Annotated in this window: 16 protein-coding genes and 1 pseudogene; 8 read left to right on the top strand and 9 right to left on the bottom strand. The window is 69.3% G+C overall.

What is annotated here, in order from left to right:
• Window positions 1–249: 249 nt before the first annotated feature.
• Entirely contained in the window at window positions 250–747 is a 498-nt protein-coding gene (gene greA / locus EST54_RS24140; RefSeq protein WP_006603480.1) for a transcription elongation factor GreA, read from the top strand.
• 136 nt (window positions 748–883) lie between these two features.
• On the opposite strand, the gene EST54_RS24145 is transcribed toward greA, so the two are convergent.
• The 3 genes from EST54_RS24145 to ilvA form a co-directional block, all read right to left on the bottom strand.
• On the bottom strand, window positions 884–1,762 hold the full coding sequence (locus tag EST54_RS24145; RefSeq protein WP_129249826.1) for an ABC transporter permease: 879 nt from the start codon (window positions 1,760–1,762) through the stop codon (window positions 884–886).
• Window positions 1,759–2,859, bottom strand: a complete 1,101-nt coding sequence (locus EST54_RS24150) for an ATP-binding cassette domain-containing protein (RefSeq protein ID WP_129249827.1) — start codon at window positions 2,857–2,859, stop codon at window positions 1,759–1,761. The genes EST54_RS24145 and EST54_RS24150 overlap by 4 nt, the downstream gene beginning before the upstream one ends.
• Before the next feature lie 537 nt (window positions 2,860–3,396).
• On the bottom strand, window positions 3,397–4,695 hold the full coding sequence (gene ilvA, locus EST54_RS24155; protein WP_174857503.1) for a threonine ammonia-lyase: 1,299 nt from the start codon (window positions 4,693–4,695) through the stop codon (window positions 3,397–3,399).
• 207 nt (window positions 4,696–4,902) lie between these two features.
• On the opposite strand from ilvA, the gene EST54_RS24160 reads away from it, so the two are divergent.
• From EST54_RS24160 to EST54_RS36075, 3 genes are all read left to right on the top strand, one after another.
• On the top strand, window positions 4,903–5,403 hold the full coding sequence (locus EST54_RS24160; protein ID WP_129249828.1) for a MarR family winged helix-turn-helix transcriptional regulator: 501 nt from the start codon (window positions 4,903–4,905) through the stop codon (window positions 5,401–5,403).
• A 303-nt stretch (window positions 5,404–5,706) separates the two neighbouring features.
• Window positions 5,707–6,192 (top strand): sigma factor-like helix-turn-helix DNA-binding protein, encoded by a 486-nt coding sequence (locus tag EST54_RS24165; RefSeq protein WP_129249829.1) that lies wholly within the window; start codon window positions 5,707–5,709, stop codon window positions 6,190–6,192.
• Window positions 6,189–6,518, top strand: a complete 330-nt coding sequence (locus EST54_RS36075) for a hypothetical protein (protein ID WP_307825442.1) — start codon at window positions 6,189–6,191, stop codon at window positions 6,516–6,518. The genes EST54_RS24165 and EST54_RS36075 overlap by 4 nt, the downstream gene beginning before the upstream one ends.
• 24 nt (window positions 6,519–6,542) lie before the next feature.
• Here the strand turns inward: EST54_RS36075 and EST54_RS24180 are convergent, their stop codons facing one another.
• A complete protein-coding gene (locus EST54_RS24180) occupies window positions 6,543–7,694 on the bottom strand; it encodes a cystathionine gamma-synthase (protein ID WP_129249830.1) in 1,152 nt (383 codons plus the stop codon).
• Between the two features lie 269 nt (window positions 7,695–7,963).
• Here EST54_RS24180 and EST54_RS24185 point away from each other — a divergent pair, with 269 nt between their 5' ends.
• On the top strand, window positions 7,964–9,127 hold the full coding sequence (locus EST54_RS24185; protein WP_129249831.1) for a hypothetical protein: 1,164 nt from the start codon (window positions 7,964–7,966) through the stop codon (window positions 9,125–9,127).
• Between the two features lie 134 nt (window positions 9,128–9,261).
• Window positions 9,262–9,930: a peptide-methionine (S)-S-oxide reductase MsrA gene (gene msrA, locus EST54_RS24190; RefSeq protein WP_129249832.1), complete on the top strand. Its 669-nt coding sequence runs from the start codon at window positions 9,262–9,264 to the stop codon at window positions 9,928–9,930.
• 9 nt (window positions 9,931–9,939) lie between these two features.
• Here the strand turns inward: msrA and EST54_RS24195 are convergent, their stop codons facing one another.
• Entirely contained in the window at window positions 9,940–10,410 is a 471-nt protein-coding gene (locus EST54_RS24195; RefSeq protein ID WP_129249833.1) for an NUDIX domain-containing protein, read from the bottom strand.
• Between the two features lie 3 nt (window positions 10,411–10,413).
• Window positions 10,414–10,806: pseudogene (locus EST54_RS24200) on the bottom strand (XRE family transcriptional regulator); the annotation flags it as partial.
• A gap of 354 nt (window positions 10,807–11,160) precedes the next feature.
• Here EST54_RS24200 and EST54_RS24205 point away from each other — a divergent pair.
• Window positions 11,161–13,128: a SpoIIE family protein phosphatase gene (locus EST54_RS24205; RefSeq protein ID WP_161989319.1), complete on the top strand. Its 1,968-nt coding sequence runs from the start codon at window positions 11,161–11,163 to the stop codon at window positions 13,126–13,128.
• Between the two features lie 168 nt (window positions 13,129–13,296).
• On the opposite strand, the gene EST54_RS24210 is transcribed toward EST54_RS24205, so the two are convergent.
• Together EST54_RS24210 and fxsT are read right to left on the bottom strand one after the other, a co-directional pair.
• Window positions 13,297–14,061 (bottom strand): hypothetical protein, encoded by a 765-nt coding sequence (locus EST54_RS24210; protein ID WP_203525401.1) that lies wholly within the window; start codon window positions 14,059–14,061, stop codon window positions 13,297–13,299.
• Between the two features lie 182 nt (window positions 14,062–14,243).
• Window positions 14,244–17,183 (bottom strand): FxSxx-COOH system tetratricopeptide repeat protein, encoded by a 2,940-nt coding sequence (gene fxsT, locus EST54_RS24215; RefSeq protein WP_239012751.1) that lies wholly within the window; start codon window positions 17,181–17,183, stop codon window positions 14,244–14,246.
• A 240-nt stretch (window positions 17,184–17,423) separates the two neighbouring features.
• On the opposite strand from fxsT, the gene mgt reads away from it, so the two are divergent.
• A complete protein-coding gene (gene mgt, locus EST54_RS24225; protein WP_129249835.1) occupies window positions 17,424–18,635 on the top strand; it encodes a macrolide-inactivating glycosyltransferase in 1,212 nt (403 codons plus the stop codon).
• Window positions 18,636–18,766: 131 nt separating this feature from the next.
• On the opposite strand, the gene EST54_RS24230 is transcribed toward mgt, so the two are convergent.
• Window positions 18,767–19,594, bottom strand: coding sequence for a helix-turn-helix transcriptional regulator (locus EST54_RS24230; RefSeq protein WP_129249836.1), 828 nt, complete (start codon window positions 19,592–19,594; stop codon window positions 18,767–18,769).
• Between the last annotated feature and the right edge of the window lie 39 nt (window positions 19,595–19,633).

Below are 19,633 nucleotides of genomic sequence, written 5' to 3' on the forward strand. Positions count from 1 at the left end.
GTCTCACAGTCCTCGGCACACCGCAACCGCACCCCCTGCCCCACCCCCGTCGACCGCCCTCCCGCTCACCGGCGAGGCGTGTCGGAACCGCCTCTGATCAGGCATGATGCGTTCCTGTGCGGCCACTGTGAAATTCCTCTTCCCCGTTTTGTGCCGTAATTGTTAGGCTCGTGGTTTCGCCCACCTGTGAAGGCGCAAACCTTCCTGGTAGGGCGTTTGATTTATCCCCAGTACCGACGAGGAGCACCTGTGACCCAGACCAGCGAGAACGTCACCTGGCTTACCCAGGAGGCGTATGACCAGCTCAAGGCCGAGCTGGAGCACCTGTCTGGTCCCGCACGCGCCGAGATCACCGAAAAGATCGCGGCGGCCCGCGAGGAAGGTGACCTGAAGGAGAACGCCGGGTACCACGCGGCCAAGGAAGAGCAGGGCAAGCAGGAGCTTCGCGTCCGCCAGCTCACCCAGCTGCTGCAGACCGCGAAGGTCGGCGAGGCCCCCGCCGCGACCGGCGTCGTCGCTCCCGGCATGGTCGTCACCATCGCGTTCGACGGAGACCCGGACGACACGCTGTCGTTCCTTCTGGCCTCCCGGGAGTACGCGAGCTCGGACATCGAGACCTACTCCCCCCAGTCCCCCCTGGGTACCGGCGTGAACGGCAAGAAGGTCGGCGCCCAGGCGGAGTACGAGCTCCCCAACGGCAAGAAGGCGGCCGTGAAGATCCTCGACGCCAAGCCGTACTCCGGCTGAGTCCCGAGGCGCCCCGCAGACGGCGAAGCGGCCCGGAGCGTGAAGCTCCGGGCCGCTTCGCCGTGCCGTGCGCCGTGATCAGGTGCGCCGTCGTCATGTGGCGCCGTCGTCAGGTGCGCCGTGCCGCGCGCCGTGGTCAGGCCGTGGCCGACCGGTACTTGCGAACGGCCAGGGTCCGGAAGACCGCGATGATCAGCACGGACCAGATCAGCGAGGCCAGCACCGGGTGGTCCATCGGCCAGGCGCCGGTCACCGACGTGGGCGCCCGGCTGCTGGTGTTGCCGAACAGCAGCCGCGCCGCGGCCACCGTCGCACTGAACGGGTTCCACTCGGCGACATGCTGCAGGAACACCGGCATGCCGTTGACCGGGACGAACGCATTCGAGATGAAGGTCAGCGGGAAGAGCCAGATCAGCCCGCCCGACGTGGCCGCCTCGGGCGTCCGCACCGTCAGGCCGATGAGCGCGCCGATCCAGGAGAAGGCGTACCCGAGCAGGAGCAGCAGCGCAAAGCCGGCCAGCACCTTGAGGATGTTCTCGTGGGTGCGCCAGCCGATCAGCAGCGCGACGACCGCCACCACCACCAGCGTCAGTGCGGTCTGTACGAGGTCGGCGAGGGTGCGGCCGGTGAGCACCGCCCCGCGGGACATCGGCAGCGATCGGAACCGGTCGATGAGCCCCTTGTGCATGTCGTCGGCGATGCCCGCACCGGCCCCCGCCGTGGCGAAGGTGACCGTCTGCGCGAAGATCCCGGCCATCAGGAACTCGCGATAGGCCTGGGCATCGCCCACCGGGGCGCCGGGGACGTTGATGGAGCCGCCGAAGACGTACGTGAACAGCACCACGAACATGATCGGCTGGATGAGCCCGAAGATCACGACTTCGGGTATCCGCAGCATCCGGATCAGATTGCGCTGGGCCACGACCAGGGAGTCGCGGACGGACCGGCTCACGCCACCGCGTGGCCGCACGGTCCGGACCGGGGCACCCCCGGCCGCTTCGGTCACCGTGGTCACTTCACGCCCTCCCTGTCGCTCGTCACGCCCGCCTCCACGCCGGCCGTCCCGGCGCCCTTCCTGCCCCGCTTCTGCCGTCCGACGGCGCCCCCGCCCGCATCGGCCCGGCCCGCGCTCGCGTCGGTGCTCCCGCCACCCGCGCCGTCGCATTCCGCGTCCTCGACGTGGTGCCCGGTCAGCGAGAGGAACACGTCGTCGAGGGTCGGGCGGCGCAGCCCGATGTCGTCGATCTCCACGCCGCGCAGGTCCAGTTCGCGGATGACCTCGGCGAGCAGCTTGGCGCCGCCCGTCACCGGGACCGTGAGCTTGCGGATGTGGGGGTCGACCGTGCCCTCGCCCTTGCCGAAGCCGCGCAGGACCTCTTCGGCGACGGTGAGGTGTTCGGAATCGTGCACCACGACCTCGACGCGCTCGCCGCCGGTGCGCGCCTTGAGCTGGTCGGCGGTGCCGCGGGCGATGACCTTGCCGTGGTCGACGACGCAGATGTCGTGCGCCAGCCGGTCGGCCTCCTCCAGGTACTGGGTGGTGAGCAGCAGGGTCGTGCCGCCCGCGACCAGTTCCTGGATGACGTCCCACAACTCCTGGCGGTTGCGCGGGTCCAGGCCGGTGGTCGGCTCGTCCATGAACATCACGGGCGGGCTGACGACCAGCGCGGCGGCCAGGTCGAGCCGGCGGCGCATCCCGCCGGAGTAGGTCTTGGCGGTGCGGTCGGCGGCGTCGCCGAGGTGAAAGCGTTCCAGCAGTTCGGCGGCTCGCCGCTTCGCGGCACGGCCGCTCATCTGGTAGAGCCGGCCGACCATCGTCAGGTTCTCGCGCCCGGTCAAATACTCGTCCACGGCGGCGAATTGGCCGGAGAGGCCGATGGACCGCCGCACCTTGTCCGGGTGGGCGAGGACATCGATGCCGGCGACCACCGCCTTGCCGCGGTCGGGCTGGAGCAGGGTCGTCAGGACCCGTACGGCGGTGGTCTTCCCGGCGCCGTTCGGGCCGAGCAGTCCGAGGACTGTTCCTTCGGGAACGTCGAGGTCGACGCCGTCCAGTGCCCTCACGGCGCCGAAGGACTTCACCAGACCTTCGGCGTATATGGCGCCTGGCATAGGGGTACTCCCATGGCTTGGGTTAGTTCCAGGTCGAATATTACGGTTGGCGGCTTGTGCCTGCTCCATGGCATTTGTCCGCGACGGACACCACGACGCACCGGCATGCCCCGCACTCGCGATAGATGTTAAGCCCAAACGCGATACATCGCGATACACATTTCGGCTTTCCCGCCCCGAGGGGACCGCACCGGAGGGGCACCGGATCCGGAAGGCAACAGGAACGAGGGGAAGGGGACGGGTGAAGGAACGAGGCGCAGCAGGCCAGGACGCCGAAGAGGCCGGAGTGGTGGAAACGGAAGCCGGGGCGACCGGAGAAGCCGGGGCGCCCCGGCCTCCGCCCCCAAGTGACCGAAAAAGGCCGACGGGAACGGGTGTTTCGTCCATGCGTGAGGGGCGCCACGCTATACCCGTGACGCCCCCTGCCTCACCCCATTTACGCCCGTACTTGCGCCCGCACGTGCTCCTTCTCGTACCAGGAGCGGTGGTGCGCCCGCTGCCGCGCCGGGCGCCGGGAGCCATGGGGCGGGCCCAGGCTCACTCCGCGACGACGTACCCCGCCTCGCGCAGCGCCGTGCGCACCTCGTCGCAGTGCGCCGGGCCCTTGGTCTCCAGATGCAGTTCCACCTCGACCTCGGTCAGCCCGAGCTGTGGATCCGTCCGCACGTGCCCGATGTCGAGGACGTTCGCATCGACCACCGACAGCACCCCGAGCAGCGTCGCCAGCGCCCCCGGCCGGTCGGTGAGCCGCAGCCGCAGCGAGAGATAGCGTCCGCCGGCGGCCATGCCGTGCCGCAGGATGCGCTGCATCAACAACGGGTCCACATTGCCGCCGGACAGCACCGCGACCACCGGCCCCTCGAAGGACTCCGGGTCGGCGAGCAGCGCGGCCACCGGGCTCGCCCCGGCCGGCTCCACCACCAGCTTCGCCCGCTCCAGGCACAGCAGCAGCGCGCTGGAGAGCTGGTCCTCGGTGACCGTACGGACCTCGTCCACCAGCTCCTCGACCATCCCGAACGTCACCTCACCGGGGCGGCCCACCTTGATGCCGTCCGCCATGGTCGACAGTCCCTCGATCGCCACCGGGCGCCCGGCAGCCAGCGAGGGCGGATAACAGGCCGCGCCCGCCGCCTGCACCCCGACGATCTTCACGTCCGGCCGCAGCGCCTTGACCGCGAGCGCCAGTCCCGCGATCAGACCGCCGCCGCCGACCCCGACGACGATCGTCCGTACCTCCGGGCACTGTTCGAGGATCTCCAGGCCGACGGTGCCCTGACCGGCGATGATGTCGGGGTGGTCGAAGGGGTGGATGAAGACCGCGCCGCTCTGACGCGCGTACTCCTGCGCGGCGGCCAGCGTCTCGTCCACCACCTGGCCGTGCAGCCGCACCTCGGCGCCGTATTCGCGGGTCGCGGCGACCTTCGGCAGCGGGGCGCCGACCGGCATGAACACCGTCGAGCGCACCCCCAGCAGGGACGCCGCGAGCGCCACGCCCTGGGCGTGGTTGCCGGCACTCGCGGCCACCACACCGGCCGCCCGCTGCTGCGCGGTGAGCCCGGCGATCCGTACATAGGCGCCACGGATCTTGAAGGAGCCGGTGCGCTGGAGGTTCTCGCACTTGAGGTGGACGGGCGCGCCCACCAGCCCGGTCAGATAGCGGCTGCCCTCCATCGCGGTGGCCCGGGAGACACCGGAGAGCATCTTGTCCGCCTTGCGTACGTCATCGACCGTAATGGCGGGAAGCCGGCCCCCGGCGACCGGAACCCCCGCGACCGGACCCTCGGCACCGGGGGCGGCAGAGGACTCGTGTGACGTGCGCGGCGTGTGAGCGGCCATGCCGCCAGTCTTGCAGTGTGTCCACCTGAGGGCCTTTTCTGTCCGGCTGTCAGGACGGCACGGACGGCTGTGCGACCCCGGGCACCGCACGGCCGCCCAGGGGTTACAGGGCGTTATCGGAATGGACAGCCCGGGTACGCTCCGCGCCGGGTCCGCGTACGCTGTCCTCCCATCCGTACGCACATCCATCGAAGCGAGCTCCCGGCCATGCCCACCTCTTCGGACATGACGACCCAAACCGACTCCGCTCTCCTGGACGCCCTCCAGCACCAAGTGGCCGTCTTCGCGCGCCGTGCAGAACAGAGCCGGCTCGGCGGCGTCGGGCAGGCGCGCAACTCCATGGACCGCGCCGCCTATCTGCTGCTCAACCGCCTGGATCAGGAAGGCCCGATGGGGGTCAAGGCCCTGGCGGCCGGCATGGGCATCGACTCCTCGACGGTCACCCGGCAGGTCGCCCCGCTGGTCGACTCCGGGCTGGTCAGCCGCGCCACCCACCCCGAGGACGGCCGGGCCGTCGTGCTCCAGCTGTCCGAGCGCGGCCAGGCCCGCCTGGACGAGGTGCGCACCTCGCGCCGTGCGCTGATGGCCCTGGTGACGGAGCAGTGGTCCGAGACGGAGCGCGAGGCGTTCACCACGCTCCTGACGCGCTTCAACGCCTCCCTCGCCGACCTCACCGCGTCATTGACACCGGCCGGCCCCACGTCCTGACGACGTCCTGCCTTACGTCCTGACGGCGTCCTGCCTGACGTCCCGCGCAACGGCCCGACCGACGGCCCGACCGGCGTCCGGCACCCCGCGTTCGCCGTCCGACGCGCCGTGCGACGCGCCACCGGCCCGGCGCCCGCCCGCCGCCCCCTGGATGCCCGCCTCGACGCCCTCCTGGACCCCCGGTACCCGTGACTGGACCCCCGGTACCCGTGACCGACCGCGCGCGTCACGCCTCTTGACCGGGTGGCCGCACTGCCGTGCTATAGGAGCCCAGGGTCGGGTGTCCGTCATCCGGGAGGCGTGGTGCGAGAGCGGCGACCGGCGCAGGAGCGCCGCCGCGCCCGGGAGTTCGAGTCGTTCGTGGCGGGCGCCGGGGGCCGGCTGCTGTACGCCGCCACCCTGCTGACCGGCGAGCCCGCCGCCCGTCCCGCCCCGGCCGCCGAGGAGTTGCTGCTCCGCGCGCTGTCGCGGACCTACGCCGCCTGGGACCGGCTGCACGGCGACGACCCGTACGAGCGCACCCGCCGCGAGATGGCCACCCGCTTCACGCACACCGCGCGCAGGCACCGCCGGCCGCGCGGCGGTCTGCTGGACCGGCTGTCCCCGCAGGAGCGCCTGGTCCTCGTCCTGCGGCTGTACGAGGACGTGGCCGAGGAGCAGACCGCGGCCCAACTCGGCCTGCCCGCCGAGCGGGTGCACGCCCTGTGCCTGCGGGCCGTCGCCGACCTGCGCAGCCGCCGGCGCCCCGAACCACCGCCGGCCCCGGCACCGGAACCGTCGGCCCCATGAGCTTCCCGGATCTGCCCGACCTTCCCGACCTCCCCGAGAGCCCGGGTACCCCCTGGGTCGCCGGCCTCCCCGACGTCCCCGGCCTCCCGGACCGCAAGGAGGCCGAGGTGCGGCGGATGCTGGCCGGGCCGTATCCGCTCGTACCGCCCGATCTGGCGGCCCGCGCGGCCGACCGCGGCCGCCGGCTGCTGGCCCACCGCACCCTGCTGCACCGCCTCGGCTGGCTGCTCGCCCTGCTCGCACTGGCGGCGCTGTGGTGGCTGGTCATGGACCGGCCCTGGCTGCCCCCGCCGGTCCACACCACCCCTCCGGTGGAGGGGTGGTGAACGGCGCGAGGGACGAGGGGCCCGTCAGCCCAACGCCTGCGTGAGGTCGGCCAGCAGGTCGTCGACGGACTCGATGCCGACCGAAAGGCGCACCAGGTCGGCCGGGACCTCCAGCAGCGAACCGGCCGTCGAGGCGTGCGTCATCAGCCCCGGGTGCTCGATCAACGACTCGACGCCGCCCAGCGACTCCCCGAGCGTGAACAGCTTGGCCCGGTTGCAGACCTCCACCGCGGCCTGCTCGCCGCCCGCGACCCGGAACGACACCATGCCGCCGAAGGACCGCATCTGCTTGGTGGCGATCTCGTGGCCCGGGTGCTCGGCCAGCCCCGGGTAGTAGACCTGGGTCACCTTGTTGTGCGAGGTCAGCAGGTCCGCGATGCGTGCCGCGTTGGCGCTGTGCCGGTCCATGCGGACGGCGAGCGTCTTGATGCCGCGCATCACCAGCCAGGCGTCGAAGGGCCCGGCGACCGCGCCCATCGCGTTCTGGTGGTAGGCGAGTTCCTCACCGAGCGCATCGTCGTTGACGACGAGGGCGCCGCCGACCACGTCCGAATGTCCGCCCATGTACTTGGTCGTGGAGTAGACGACCACGTCCGCGCCGAGGGCCAGCGGCTGCTGGAGGTACGGGCTGGCGAAGGTGTTGTCGACGACGAGCTTGACGCCGGCTTCCCGGGCGACGCCCGCCAGCGCCGAGATGTCGCTGATGCCGAGCAGCGGGTTGCTGGGCGTCTCCACCCAGATCGCCTTCGTACGGGGCCGCAGGGCGTCGCGTACGGCCTGCGGGTCGGAGGTGTCGGCGACCGACCACTCCACGCCCCACCGCTCGACGACCTTCGAGATGAGGCGGAACGTTCCGCCGTAGGCGTCGTTCGGGATGACGACATGGTCGCCGGGGACCAGCAGGGTCCGCAGCAGGCAGTCCTCCGCGGCGAGGCCGGAGGCGAAGGCGAGGCCGCGGCGGCCGCCGTCCAGGGCCGCGAGGTTCTCCTCCAGGGCGGTACGGGTCGGATTGGCGCTGCGGCTGTACTCGTAGCCGCCGCGCAGCCCGCCCACCCCGTCCTGCTTGTAGGTGGACACCTGGTAGATGGGCGGTACCACCGCGCCGGTGGCCTCATCAGGCTCTTGACCTGCGTGGATGGCAACGGTTTCAAAATGCTGTGGGTGTTGTTCGCTCATGCTGCCGAGCGTAGTCGGCCGGACGACCGAACTTTTCGGAACTTTCTGGTTGGCTGGATAGTGGATACCTACGAAAGGACCGCACACCAGTTCCCGCCGGATCCCGTCCCCCGCACCCCGCCATCCCGCCCCTTCCGTCATCCCTCCGGCCCCGCCGTGGCACCGGTGACCGTCCAGGTGACCGTCCACCGCACCGGGAATCGTCGACGGTCCGGGCCCGTTGACCCGCACGGCAGCCGTAACAAGAATTTCAGGTACAGGACACCCACATGGACGCTCTGCTGCTTCTCCTCGCCGCGCTCGCGCTCGGCGGCTTCGTCTTCCTGCCCTGGATGCGCCGCCGGCGGGCCGTACAGCACACCCGGCAGGGCCTGGTGGTGGCCACCGACCCGATGGCCGGCTACGGCTTCGTACCGCTGGAGGAGCTCGACGTACGGCTGCCGGGTCCCGATCAGGAGCTGGAGGACGCACTGGCCGAAATGCGCCGGACCCACGACTGGCGCCCGGCGGCCGCATTGCTCAAGTCCACCGGCGACGACTGGGAACGCCGCTGGCAGCGGGTGCAGACGCTGGCCGGCGCCGCCGCCTTCGAGCTGGCCGCGCAGGAGGCGAGTGAGCAGCAGCGGCGCGGTACGGCGCCCGGATTCGGCGACGGCGGCCGCACCGGCGGGATCTGGCTGCGCACCTGGCGCACGGAGGCGCCAAAGGACCCGGGTGGCGCCCAGACCCACGCCCAGTTCCTCGTCCTCCAGGCGCTGCGCGATCCCGGCTCGCAGGACTTCCGCATGATCCTGGAGGAGGCCCGTACGGTCTGCCGGGAGGCGACCCTGCTGGCGCCGGGCAGCCCCCTCCCGTACATCATCGAGCTCGCCGTCGCCCGCGGCCTGGGCGACCGTCCCGCCGACTACGAGGAACTCTGGTCCAAGGTCGCCCACCGCGCACCGCAGCACATGGGCGCCCACCTCGCCGCCCTCCCCTACTGGTCGCAGAAGTGGCACGGCTCCCGCAAGGAGGCCGAGGCCTTCGCCGAGCGCGCCGCGGCGGGCGCCCCCGCCAAGACCCTCCTGCCGGCCCTCCCCCTCTTCGCGGTCTACGAGCACCTCCCCGAGGCCAACATGGTCCGCAGCCTCTACCAGAGCGCGGTCGTCGAGCGCGCCATCGAGGGCGCCCACTTCGCCCTCCGCGAGGCCCCCGCCGACCACCCCATGGCCCCGCACGTCCGCCATCTGCTCGTCTGGTTCCTGGTACGGGCCGAGCGCTACGCCGAGGCCATGGAACAGCTCCGCCAGGTGGACGGCCATGTCGGCGCCGTCCCCTGGTCGTACGGCCGCAGCCCCGCCGCCGAGTACGCCGCCTACCGCGCCCTGGCCATCGCGGGCTGGGAGAAACACGGCGGAAGCTCCGCGGGCTTCCCACCGGCGGGGCCCCAGTAGCCCGCGACCAACGCCTCCCCCACTGCCCTCACCGCCCTCACCGTCCTCCGGTCCGGAATACGTGCCCCTCCCGCAGCGTTCCCGGCAGTGCAACGCCGAGTGCCGCTGCCCCACCTCCCCAGGAGCCTGATCCCATGCTCTTCTCCCGCTTCAAGACCCAGCTCCCCACCCCGGAGGAGGCGCTCGAAGGCCGCCCCGAGCGGGCCTTCGCCGTCCCCGACCGGCACACCGTCCTCGGCAACCCGCTGCTGGGCCCGTATCCGGACGGCCTGGAGGTCGCCGACTTCGGCCTGGGGTGCTTCTGGGGCGCCGAGCGGAAGTTCTGGCAGGCCGAAGGCGTCTGGACGACCCTCGTCGGCTACCAGGGCGGCCACACCCCGAACCCCACCTACGAAGAGGTCTGCAGCGGCCACACCGGCCACACCGAGGCCGTCCGCGTCGTCTACGACCCGGCTGTCATCCCCTACACGTCCCTCCTGAAGCTCTTCTGGGAGTCCCACGACCCCACCCAGGGCTTCCGCCAGGGCAACGACGTCGGCACCCAGTACCGCTCCGCGATCTACACCCACTCCCCCGCCCAACAACAGGCCGCCGAAGCCTCCCGCGACGCCTACCGCACCGCCCTCCACACCTCCGGCCACGGCGACATCACCACCGAAATCCTCCCCGCCGACGACACCCGGCCCTTCTATCCGGCGGAGGGGTATCACCAGCAGTACCTCGACAAGAACCCGGCGGGGTACTGCGGGATCGGGGGGACGGGGGTGAGCTGCCCGGTGGGCGTGGCTCCGGCCGGGGACTGACTCGGGTCATCACCCCAGGTAGGGGCGTTCCCGATGCTCCAGGAAGTGCCGGATACGGAGCTGCTGCGTGTGGTGCATCGGGAGATCGCCGATCTCATCAGGGTGGATGAACCGCAGCTCCGTGGACTCGTCCGAGATGGCAAGCTTCCCTCCGACGAGGCGAGCGGTGAAGCACACGTTGAACTGCCGCCGTACCTCCCCGTCCGTGTAGGCGATCACGTGACGGGGATTTGTGTACGTGCCCACCAGCCCCGTGATCTCCACATCCAGCCCGGTCTCTTCCTTGACCTCCCGGACCGCGGTGCCGGGAAGGGAGTCGGTCATCTCCATGCCGCCGCCGGGCAGGGCCCAGAGGTCGTTGTCCCGGCGTCGCTGGAGCAGGATGCGGCCCTCGTCGTCGGTCACCACAGCTGAAGCGGCAACGACAAGGCTGTTGGGCTCGGGGGCATCGGGATCGTCGTAATACTCGGTGCGCGACAGGATTCACTCCTCGGGTACAGGCTTCGCCGTCGTCCACGCCGCGTCGAAGCTCTGGGCGTAGGTGTCGAAGATTCCACCAGCCCCGCTTCGGCGAAGGTGCCATACGGGTGCTGCGTAGGCATTCACGCCCCAGACATGGGCATTGGCCAGGAGCTGATCGTCCGCCCGGTAGATGGAGTTGTACAGCGTGGTTCCGTGGGTCCGGATCTCGACTCCGGGTACTCCCAGCAGCGGCCGGTAGTGCATGAGAGCGAGCCGGCAACGCGATTCGATGCCGTGCCCGAACCGTTCCTCCTCGCCGCGCTGCCGCACGTTCGCGCTTTCCGCATCGCCCAATGCGATACGTACGGAGCACCCTTCGGCAGCGCGCTCGCGAAGCAGGTCATTCAGGCGGGCATGGCCACCCCGGCTTCCCGAAGGTGCGTAAGCGCGCCGCGGCGGTCGCAGATTCGGGCCGAAGCGTGGAACTGCTGACCAGCGAGGAAGGGTCCCAGCTGGGGGCCGGGCCTGCGGAGAAGCGGCAGCCGCGGCCAGCCGCGTTGCCTGTCCGCCGTGCCCTAGATCAACCGCCGTTCACCAGGAAAATCGACACACCACCTCTTATCTTGGTGAAGTCGGCAAGAACGTGAGTGATGGCGCGTGCCATCCCGTGTGCACGTGCCCTTCCACGCTGTTGGGACGGTGTGCAAGGTGGATTCTGCGCATGCGGGAGGTCGGCCTGGTAGGCGACCTACGTGGCCACCGTTCGTAGTGGCCGAGCCACAATCCGGCACCCCGCTCGCCACAGTGCTCGTCGATCCCGACGGGCGGATCCAGCGCTGGAGCGACGGCGCACAGGCACTGACCGGCTTTCCGGATCAGGAGGTCATCGGCCGGGACGCGGCGCTGCTCGCCGACCGGACGAGGCTACGGGGAGGTCCGCTCGTCCAGGCACTGCTGCGCGCCGCCGGCAGCGTGCACACCGACTGGCTCCGCTGCCGCGACGGCACCTGCCGCAGCGTCACCTGGCACGCCGTGCCGGTTCCGCTGGCGACCGGTACGGGTGTACTCGCCGTGGCGGTGCCCGAGGCGCAGGTGACCAGCCAGGGCCACGCGGTCACGCTCGACCGTCTTCTGCATTCCTCACCCGTCGGCCTGGCGGTGGCCGACACGGAACTGCGCTTCGTGTACGTCAACGAGACGTATGCCCGCGTGCATCGCATCCCCGTCGAACAGCACCTGGGCCGGTCCGTCCTCGAAGTTCTGGACCTGCCCGATCCGGAAGCGGTCGAAAAGTTGCTGCGCCGCATTGTGGACAGAGGGGAGACCATCGAGAACATCCGGTTGGCAGCCAACAGGCCGGACGGTGATTCGTACGAGGTCCTCGGAAACCTCTTCCCGCTGCAAGGGCCCGACGGCAGGGTCATGGGCGTAGCAGCCATCGTCCACGAGTTGACGGACGGCGGAGGGGAACTCCTGTACACGGCCCACGGGCGGCGCAGGCTGGAACTGCTGGGCCGGGTCAGTGCCAGGCTCGGCCAGGGGCTGGACCCGCGAACCGTCGCGACCGAGCTGGCAGCAGCCTGCGTTCCGGGATTCGCCGAAGCTGTCGAGGTCGATCTGCTGGAGAGCGCGGCGCAGCCGACCGCCGATTCCTTCGATGGCCGTGCGGCGGAGTCCGGCGAGCAGCCCGCTGCCCCACCAGGGCCTCTCTTCCACCCCCTGAATCTCACGTCAGGCACCAGCAGACCACGTCCCGAGGACGAGCTGCCGCAGCCACGTCTGACGCTCCGGGCCGCCGCCCAGTGCGTCAGCTCGGCGCAGCCTGTGGCATTCGAGACCGCGAAGAAGGACGGGTCCGCACTGCACGGCATGGCGGTGCCGCTGATCGCGGTCGGCAGGGTGATCGGAGCCGTGACCTTCCTACGGCAGGTGGATGCCTTCAACTCCGAGGACATGCTTCTGGCGCGCGAGATCGCGGCCCGTACCGCCACCGCGATCGACAACGCGCTGCTCTATCGACGTGAACGGCTGGCCGCTCTCGCGCTCCAGCGCCACCTGCTCCCCGCCCAGCTGCCATCGGCGAAGTGGTTCCAACTGGCGTACCGCTACCGCCCGGCCGAAGACGACACCTTGGCCGGGGGCGACTGGTACGACGCGGTGGCACTCCCCGGCGGCAGGATCGGGTTGGGGATCGGTGACGTGATCGGCCATGGCGTGGGCGCCGCCGCCGCGATGGGCTGCTACCGCTCCTCGGTGCACGCACTACTGGACGTGGGACTACCGCCAGGACAACTGCTCACCCGCCTGGATGGGTTGTTCAACGGCAGCGACAGCGAACTCGCCGCGACCTGTACCTGCGTCGTGTACGACGGGGGTGTGGGACGGTGCCGCATCGCACTCGCCGGACACCCGCCCCCTTTGCTGGTCATGCCGGACGGATCAGTGGCCCTGCTGGAGTGCGAACCCGGGCCGCCCGTGGGGATGGGCCTGCACGACGTGTACGCCGACCAGGAACACCCCGTCCCGCCAGGGAGCCTGATAGTCCTCTACACGGACGGGATGATCGAAGACCGCAAAGCGGTTCTGGACCTCGACCAGGGAATCGCGCTCCTGAGCCGTGCCGTCCGCGACCCGAAGGCACCCCTGGACGAGATTTGTGACGCGATGACAGCGGTACGTCCGGCCAGCTCCGCGGACGACGCCGCGCTCCTTGTCGCACGACTGGGCCGGCTCTGATCGCTGCCGTTGTTTGGAGCCACCGACGGGATCGCTGCGCCTGAGTTCGTCAGGGGCACATTGGTACACCCTCGTAGGGACGGGGGTGTCCTGCCCGGTCGGTGTGGCCAAGGCGGACGGCTGATCACAGCAGGACAACACCGTCGCCGCGAGCGGTCCTCGCTGTCGTTACGGACCGTCCTCTCCCGGTAGGGCGAGATCCCGGGCCGTCTCGATACGGGTGCGTTCGTATTCCGCCGGGTCGAGAATCTTCCATGCTGCCTGGCCGATGGCCAGAACCCCGCGGGCCGGCAGGGGTACGTCACCGATGCGCGGGTTCTCCGTCAGCTGGACCGGGCGGCCGAGGTCGACGCCGTCGAGCAGGGCATGCGCGTCGTCGACGAAATACATCCGCTGGGGCATGAGCGTTCCGGTGTGACCGCTCGGCATCGTGCCGGACAGCTGGAGATCCCCCATTCCCAGCGCACGGGCCAGGCGCTCGCGAGCCCGCACCAGGAGTCGAGGGCGCCAGGTGGCGAGCGGCAGCGCCCCACTGATGCCGTTGAGGAAACCGAGGAGTCGTGTCGCGGAGGCGGTGAGGGTCCAGTCCAGGGAGGGGGAATCCATCGTCACCCGCAGAGTGGCAGGGCCCGTCCACGTGAGCCCGATCCGGGCGTACCCGGTGTGGTCGCAGGAAGCGCCGTAGTACCTGGGGCATGCGGTGTGCAGGTGTGGCCCGTCGACGTGAATCGACCAGCTGCCGTTCGGGTCGCGATGCCACAACGTGCGGTAGGGGCCGAAGCAGTTCTCCGGAAAGACGCGCAGGGCGAGGACATGACCGGAATCAAAGGGCAGCCCAAAAACACCCCAGCCCTTGACGTATTCGTGCTGGGGCCATGGTGCCTGGCCCCGTAGGGGCGGGATATCGGACAGCGCGGAGGAAAGGTCGAGCATTTCCATCACCCCGGCGAGGTCGGTCTGTGCCCCAGGTCAAGGGTAAGGGGGTCACGGCCGGATCCGCTCGGGTTGCCACCGCCGCGGCGGTCTCTGCGGCCGTGTCACCGCACGTTCCGCGTGCGCGGGGGCCTGCCGGTCATCACCGGCCACGGCCCCGTGGCAGCGCCTACCGCTCCGCCTCAACGTCGTTTGCGGCCGAAGCGACGCTTGCGGGGCTTTTGGCTGGCCAGCTGCTGCGCTTCATAGACTCGTCCCACAGCGGTCAGCGTGGCGGCAAGGTTCCTGGCGGTGCGTAGTGTGTCGGGATGTTTCTCACCAAGGATCTGGCGGCGTTGGGTTAAGACAGGCCGAAGGAGTTCGATCGCCAACGTGTGATGACGCATCTCATGCAGGGTGACAGCGAGGCTGTTGGCGCTTTCGAGGGTGTTCGGGTGGTTGACTCCGAGGATGTGACGTCGGCGGGCGAGGACGTCCTCTTTCATGCGGCGGGCTTCTGCATACTCCTTTAGATCATGCAGGATGGCGGCGAGGCTGTGGGTGGTTTCGAGGGTGTCGGGGTGGTCGTCTCCGAGAATTCTGCGTCGGCGGACAAGGACATCCTCGACCATACTGCGGGACCCCCCGTACTCCGTTAGATCATCCAGGATGATGGCAAGGCTGTGGGCGGCTTCGAGGGTGTCGGGGTGGTCTTCCCCGAGAATTCTGCGGCGGCGGGCAAGGACATCCTCGACCATGCTGCGGGACTCCCCATGCTCATTCAGGGCACGCAGAGTAGCGGCGAGGCCAATGGCGGTTGAGAGGGTGTCGGGGTGGTCGTCTCCGAGGATTTGGCGCCGGCGGGCGAGCACATCCTCTTTTATACGTCGGGCCCTCGTATAGAAACCCAGCGCATGCTCAGAGGAGGCCAGGCTGTTGGCGCTTGCGAGGGTGTCGGGGTGGCCGTCTCCGAGGATGTGACGCCGGCGGGCGAGCACATCCTCTTTCATGCGGCGGGCCTCCGCATAGAATCCCAGTTCATGCTCCGAGACAGCGAGGCTGTTGCTTGATTGGAGAGTGTCAGGGTGATTTTCCCCAAGGACCCGGCGGCGGCGGGCAAGGACATCCACATCCATGCGGTGGGATTCCACGTACCTGCCCAATCTGAACAAAATGGCAGAGGTGTCATTGCCTGATTGGAGGGTGTCAGGGTGGTCGTCTCCCAGGACCCGGCGGCGGCGGGCAAGAGCGTCTTCGATGATGACGCGGGCCCCGTTGAGATCGCCGAGTTCAGCGGTGGCATGACCCAGGTACTGTGCGCTGGTCAGGGTATCGGGATGGTCGGGTCCCAGTTCGGCACTCCAGGCCTGCTGTAGTGCCGTGACGAAGTCGTACGCGCCGCGCGCCTGACCGGTCCGGAGAAGAAAGAGTGTCGCGTCGAGGAGTGTAGGGCGTAGTTCAGCCCGATCATTGATCGCAGCAAGGACGTGCGGTGTGGTGACGTGTGCTGCGAATGAGGACCACGTGGGCCAGTCGCTGGGAGACTCGGCGTCACCAGGAGTTACGGCAGCCAGAGCGGCAGCGACATCCCTGCGAATTGCCGCAACCTGGTCGGAACCGATCTGGGTGCGAAGGATGCCTTGTGTGAGGCGATGAATTTGGAATGTTTCGAGGTCAATTCTGGCCAGCCCATAGCGACTGAGAGGCTGGAGTGCGCTGCGAGGCCACATCAGGTCGTCAGGATCCGTGGTGATGGTCACCAGCTCGGCGCGGGCGGTCTCCAGCCAGGTAATGGGAATCGGCTCGGGACCGAGGAAGGCGCCGAGGCTGAGGAGAGCGGCAGCATCGAGGTGCCCGTCGTCCCTGAGACGGTTGACTGCGATGTCGACTGTCGCGGCCAACGAGGCGGGATAGTCGCGGACGTCACTTTCCTCAAGGAGCCGGGCGGTACTGGTAGCCAGTAGTTGTCGGTAGCGGTCAATGGTCATGCCGCTGCGGAGAATCCCTACCACTTGCGCGAGTGCCAGAGGAAGGTCTCCCAGATCCTGTGCAAGGAGACCTGCGTGTTCGGTGGTGATACCCGGAACGCTATTTTTCAGGTATTCGAGAGAATCAGTGCGGTTGAAGACATCCAGGTCGGCCGTATGAGCAATTCCGCGCCAATCGGGGTTACGTGAAGTGATCAGAATGTGGCCGGGACCTTCGGGGAGCCAGGGTTCAAGCTGATCCGGATGTTCCGCATTGTCGAGGACGAGGAGCCAACGGTGCTGCGTCCGTAGATGCTGGAGCAGGGCGCGCGCGTTGGGCTCGGATCCGGCCTCGGGTTTCGCGATGCCGAGGCGTTTGGCGAGTTCGGTGTAGTGGACGGGCAGTTGGTTGGCCTGTTCAGCATCGATCCACCACACCAGGTCGTACTGGCTGGCAAAGCGATGGGCGTACTCCAGAGCGATCTGCGTCTTGCCGATTCCTCCCATGCCGTGCAGCGCCTGCACCACCGCCTGACGTCCGCTGAGCAGTCTTGCTCGGAGTTGCCCCAGTTCGGCTTCACGGCCGGAGAAATCTAGATTGCGGCGACGGACGTTCCACACCTCGGGTATGCCGACGCTGCTGGGAAGCCGCGGCCCATAGTCGTCCGGTTCGGCATCCGAAGGCGCTTCGGTGTCACCTGGGAACGGGGCCTGGCCAGTGGGCCGGACCGCACCGTGGATTGCTTCCAACAGGGCTGTGGTGGCAGCGGACTTGTCCAGCCCATGCAATTCTTTCCGGAGCTTTCCGCTCAAGATCGTGGGGATTTCCTGGTCCGTCAGAGGCTCGATCTCAAGGGGGATGAGTTGCCCCTTGCCGGCTACAGCGGCTGCCCACTCGACCCGGGTCCACCGGTCGGCGGCGAAGTAGTTCTTGGAGAACAGGGCCACGACCGCATCTGCCTGGCCCAAGGCCTGGTTCATCTTCTGTACGAAGTCGTCTCCGGTGCGCCAGTCCCACTTGTCCAGCTCCGTCTGGTAACCAGCCTGCATGAGCTGCTGGTCCACCCACTCCGCCCAAGTCCGGTCCGGGCCTGCGTAGCTGATGAAGAGCCGCTGCCTGATGTCGGTCACCGTTGCCCCCGAGTTCTTGGTGCTGCCGCGCGGTTCCTGGGCCATGATCTCGCGTGCAGCGATAGGCGGGACAGGAATCGGCAAGGTTCGTCAGCTGATCGTGGACCAGGAGGTCGCCGATCTCGTCGGGGTGGACGAACCGCGACTCCGCGGCCTCGCCCGAGTTGGCGAGTCGCCCGCCGACGGTGCGCGCGGTGAAGCACACGTCGAGGAGCCGGCACGCCCACGGGGCGCCCCCCGGAAATGCGTTGCACGAGACGTATCGTCTCGCCTACGTTCTTGGTCATGCCGAACTCAGCGTCCAGAAAACGCGCCCATATCGCCATGTTCTCCATCGCCGCACACGGGCACGTGAACCCGAGTCTTGAAGTGATCCGCGAGCTCGTCGCCCGTGGGCACCGCGTCACGTACGCGATCCCGCGCGTCTTCGAGGAAAAGGTTGCCGAGACCGGCGCCGAGCCGGTCCGGTACCGCAGCACACTGCCCTCGCCCGATGACGACCCGTCGGCGTGGGGGACCACGCTCCTCGACAACGTCGAGCCGTTCCTGGACGACGCGATCCAGGTACTGCCGCAGCTCATCGCGGCGTATCAAGGGGACGAGCCGGACCTCGTGCTGCACGACATCACCGCGTACCCGGCGCGCGTCCTCGCTCGCCGCTGGGGCGTGCCCGCGGTCTCCCTGTCGCCGAACCTCGTCGCATGGGAGGGGTACGAGGAGGAGGTCGCCGATTCGATGTGGGGGGAGGCCCGAGCGAGCGAGCGCGGCAAGGCGTACTACGCGAAGTTCACCAACTGGCTTGCCGAGAACGGGATCGGTCAGCACCCCGACCCGTTCGTAGGCCGCCCCGACCGCTCGATCGTGCTCATCCCGAAGGCCCTCCAGCCGAACGCCGACCGGGTCGACGAGAAGTCGCATTCCTTCGTCGGCGCCTGCCAGGGCGAGCGCGCCACGCAGGGCGACTGGGAGCGGCCCGCGGACGCCGAGCGCGTGCTGCTGGTCTCACTCGGCTCGTCCTTCACCAAGCAGCCGGGTTTCTACCGCGAGTGCGTCAGGGCGTTCGGCGACCTGCCGGGCTGGCACGTCGTGCTCCAGGTGGGCAAGCACGTCACCGCCGACGAGCTGGGGGAGGTTCCCGGGAACGTCGAAGTGCACCACTGGGTACCGCAGTTGGCGATCCTGCGGAAGGCTGACGCCTTCATCACGCACGCCGGAGCCGGTGGCAGCCAGGAGGGCCTGGCCACCGCCACGCCCATGGTGGCCGTCCCGCAGGCCGTCGACCAGTTCGGCAACGCGGACGTGCTCCAGGGGCTCGGCGTGGCCCGCCACGTTCCGATGGACCAGGCGGACGCCGCCACCCTCCGCGCGGCAGTGCTCGCGCTCGTCGACGACCCGGAAGTGAGGCGCCGATTGGTGTCCATTCAGCGGGACATGGCCGCCGAAGGCGGCACCCGGCGGGCGGCCGACCTCATCGAGGCCGAACTGCCCGCTGGGTAAGCCGGCTGTGGACGGGCTGCCCGGGGGCGAGCCTGCCCGATGGCAGTCGCTGGTACCGGTGGCAGTCGCTGGTACCGGTGGCAGTCGCTGGTACCGGTGGCAGTCGGTGGTACCGGTGGCGGTCTTCGGCGTCAGCTGTCGGGCGTGGCCGGGGCGGCGGTGGTCAGGGCGCTGCTGTCGACGTAGACCACCAGTGTCTGATCCGGCTGTTCGGCCAGGTGAAATGCGGTGTAGGCGTACTCGACCGGGCCGCGGGCCGGGTGCCGTAGGCGTTTGTGTCCGCTGTGCCGGGTCTGCACCTCGTACTGGCGCCACCAGGACCGCGCTTCCGGGCTGCCCTCGGTCAACTCGTCGATCAGCCCGGTGTAGCGCGGGTCGGCGGGGTGGCGTCCGGCCTGCGTCCGGAGTCGGGCGAGCAGGCCGCGTGCCTCGGGTTCCCAGTCGACCACGACGTCCCGGGCCACCGGTTCGAGAAACATCCAGCGGACGAAGTTGGCCGGCCGCTCCGCCTCGTTGCCCAGGAGCCGCGGGAACAGGTCGTCGGCCGCCCGGTTGTGGCTGAGTACGTCGTAGTTGCCGCCGATGATGTACGCCGGGTTCGGCTGGAGCAGCTGCGGCACGGCTGCCACCTCATCCTTGAGCGGCTCGCGTGCCTCGGATTCCGCCGCGGCCGCGTGACCGGCGAGCTGGAGAAGATGGGCGCGCTCGTGCCGGTCGAGGCGCAGTGCCTCGGCGAGAGCGGTCAGTACCTGTTCGGAGGCGCGGATCTCCCGCCCCTGCTCCAGGTACGTGTACCACGTGGCGCTGATCCCGGCCAGGAATGCCAGTTCTTCCCGGCGCAGCCCCGGAGTCCGACGGCGCGCGGTCCGCGGCAGCCCGACCTCGTCCGGGGTGCGGCGCTCCCTGCGGCTGCGCAGGAACGCACCCAGCTGACGGCGTCGGTCCGGCGGCAACGGCATGAGGAGAACCCCCAGTTCCAGAATAAATGCATTCTGGAT

Origin of the sequence: Streptomyces sioyaensis (genome assembly GCF_004122735.1) — a bacterium.
Classification (GTDB): Bacteria; Actinomycetota; Actinomycetes; order Streptomycetales; family Streptomycetaceae; genus Streptomyces; species Streptomyces sioyaensis.

What these genes read in the sequence shown, in the direction of transcription:
- EST54_RS24160 (WP_129249828.1), top strand. Translation starts at nt 4,903, where the DNA reads ATGCCCACCTCTTCGGACATGACGACCCAAACCGACTCCGCTCTCCTG.
- EST54_RS24150 (WP_129249827.1), bottom strand. Translation starts at nt 2,859, where the DNA reads ATGCCAGGCGCCATATACGCCGAAGGTCTGGTGAAGTCCTTCGGCGCC.
- EST54_RS24210 (WP_203525401.1), bottom strand. Translation starts at nt 14,061, where the DNA reads ATGCTCGACCTTTCCTCCGCGCTGTCCGATATCCCGCCCCTACGGGGC.
- EST54_RS24185 (WP_129249831.1), top strand. Translation starts at nt 7,964, where the DNA reads ATGGACGCTCTGCTGCTTCTCCTCGCCGCGCTCGCGCTCGGCGGCTTC.
- EST54_RS24180 (WP_129249830.1), bottom strand. Translation starts at nt 7,694, where the DNA reads ATGAGCGAACAACACCCACAGCATTTTGAAACCGTTGCCATCCACGCA.
- mgt (WP_129249835.1), top strand. Translation starts at nt 17,424, where the DNA reads ATGCCGAACTCAGCGTCCAGAAAACGCGCCCATATCGCCATGTTCTCC.
- ilvA (WP_174857503.1), bottom strand. Translation starts at nt 4,695, where the DNA reads ATGGCCGCTCACACGCCGCGCACGTCACACGAGTCCTCTGCCGCCCCC.
- msrA (WP_129249832.1), top strand. Translation starts at nt 9,262, where the DNA reads ATGCTCTTCTCCCGCTTCAAGACCCAGCTCCCCACCCCGGAGGAGGCG.
- EST54_RS24230 (WP_129249836.1), bottom strand. Translation starts at nt 19,594, where the DNA reads ATGCCGTTGCCGCCGGACCGACGCCGTCAGCTGGGTGCGTTCCTGCGC.
- EST54_RS36075 (WP_307825442.1), top strand. Translation starts at nt 6,189, where the DNA reads ATGAGCTTCCCGGATCTGCCCGACCTTCCCGACCTCCCCGAGAGCCCG.
- fxsT (WP_239012751.1), bottom strand. Translation starts at nt 17,183, where the DNA reads ATGGCCCAGGAACCGCGCGGCAGCACCAAGAACTCGGGGGCAACGGTG.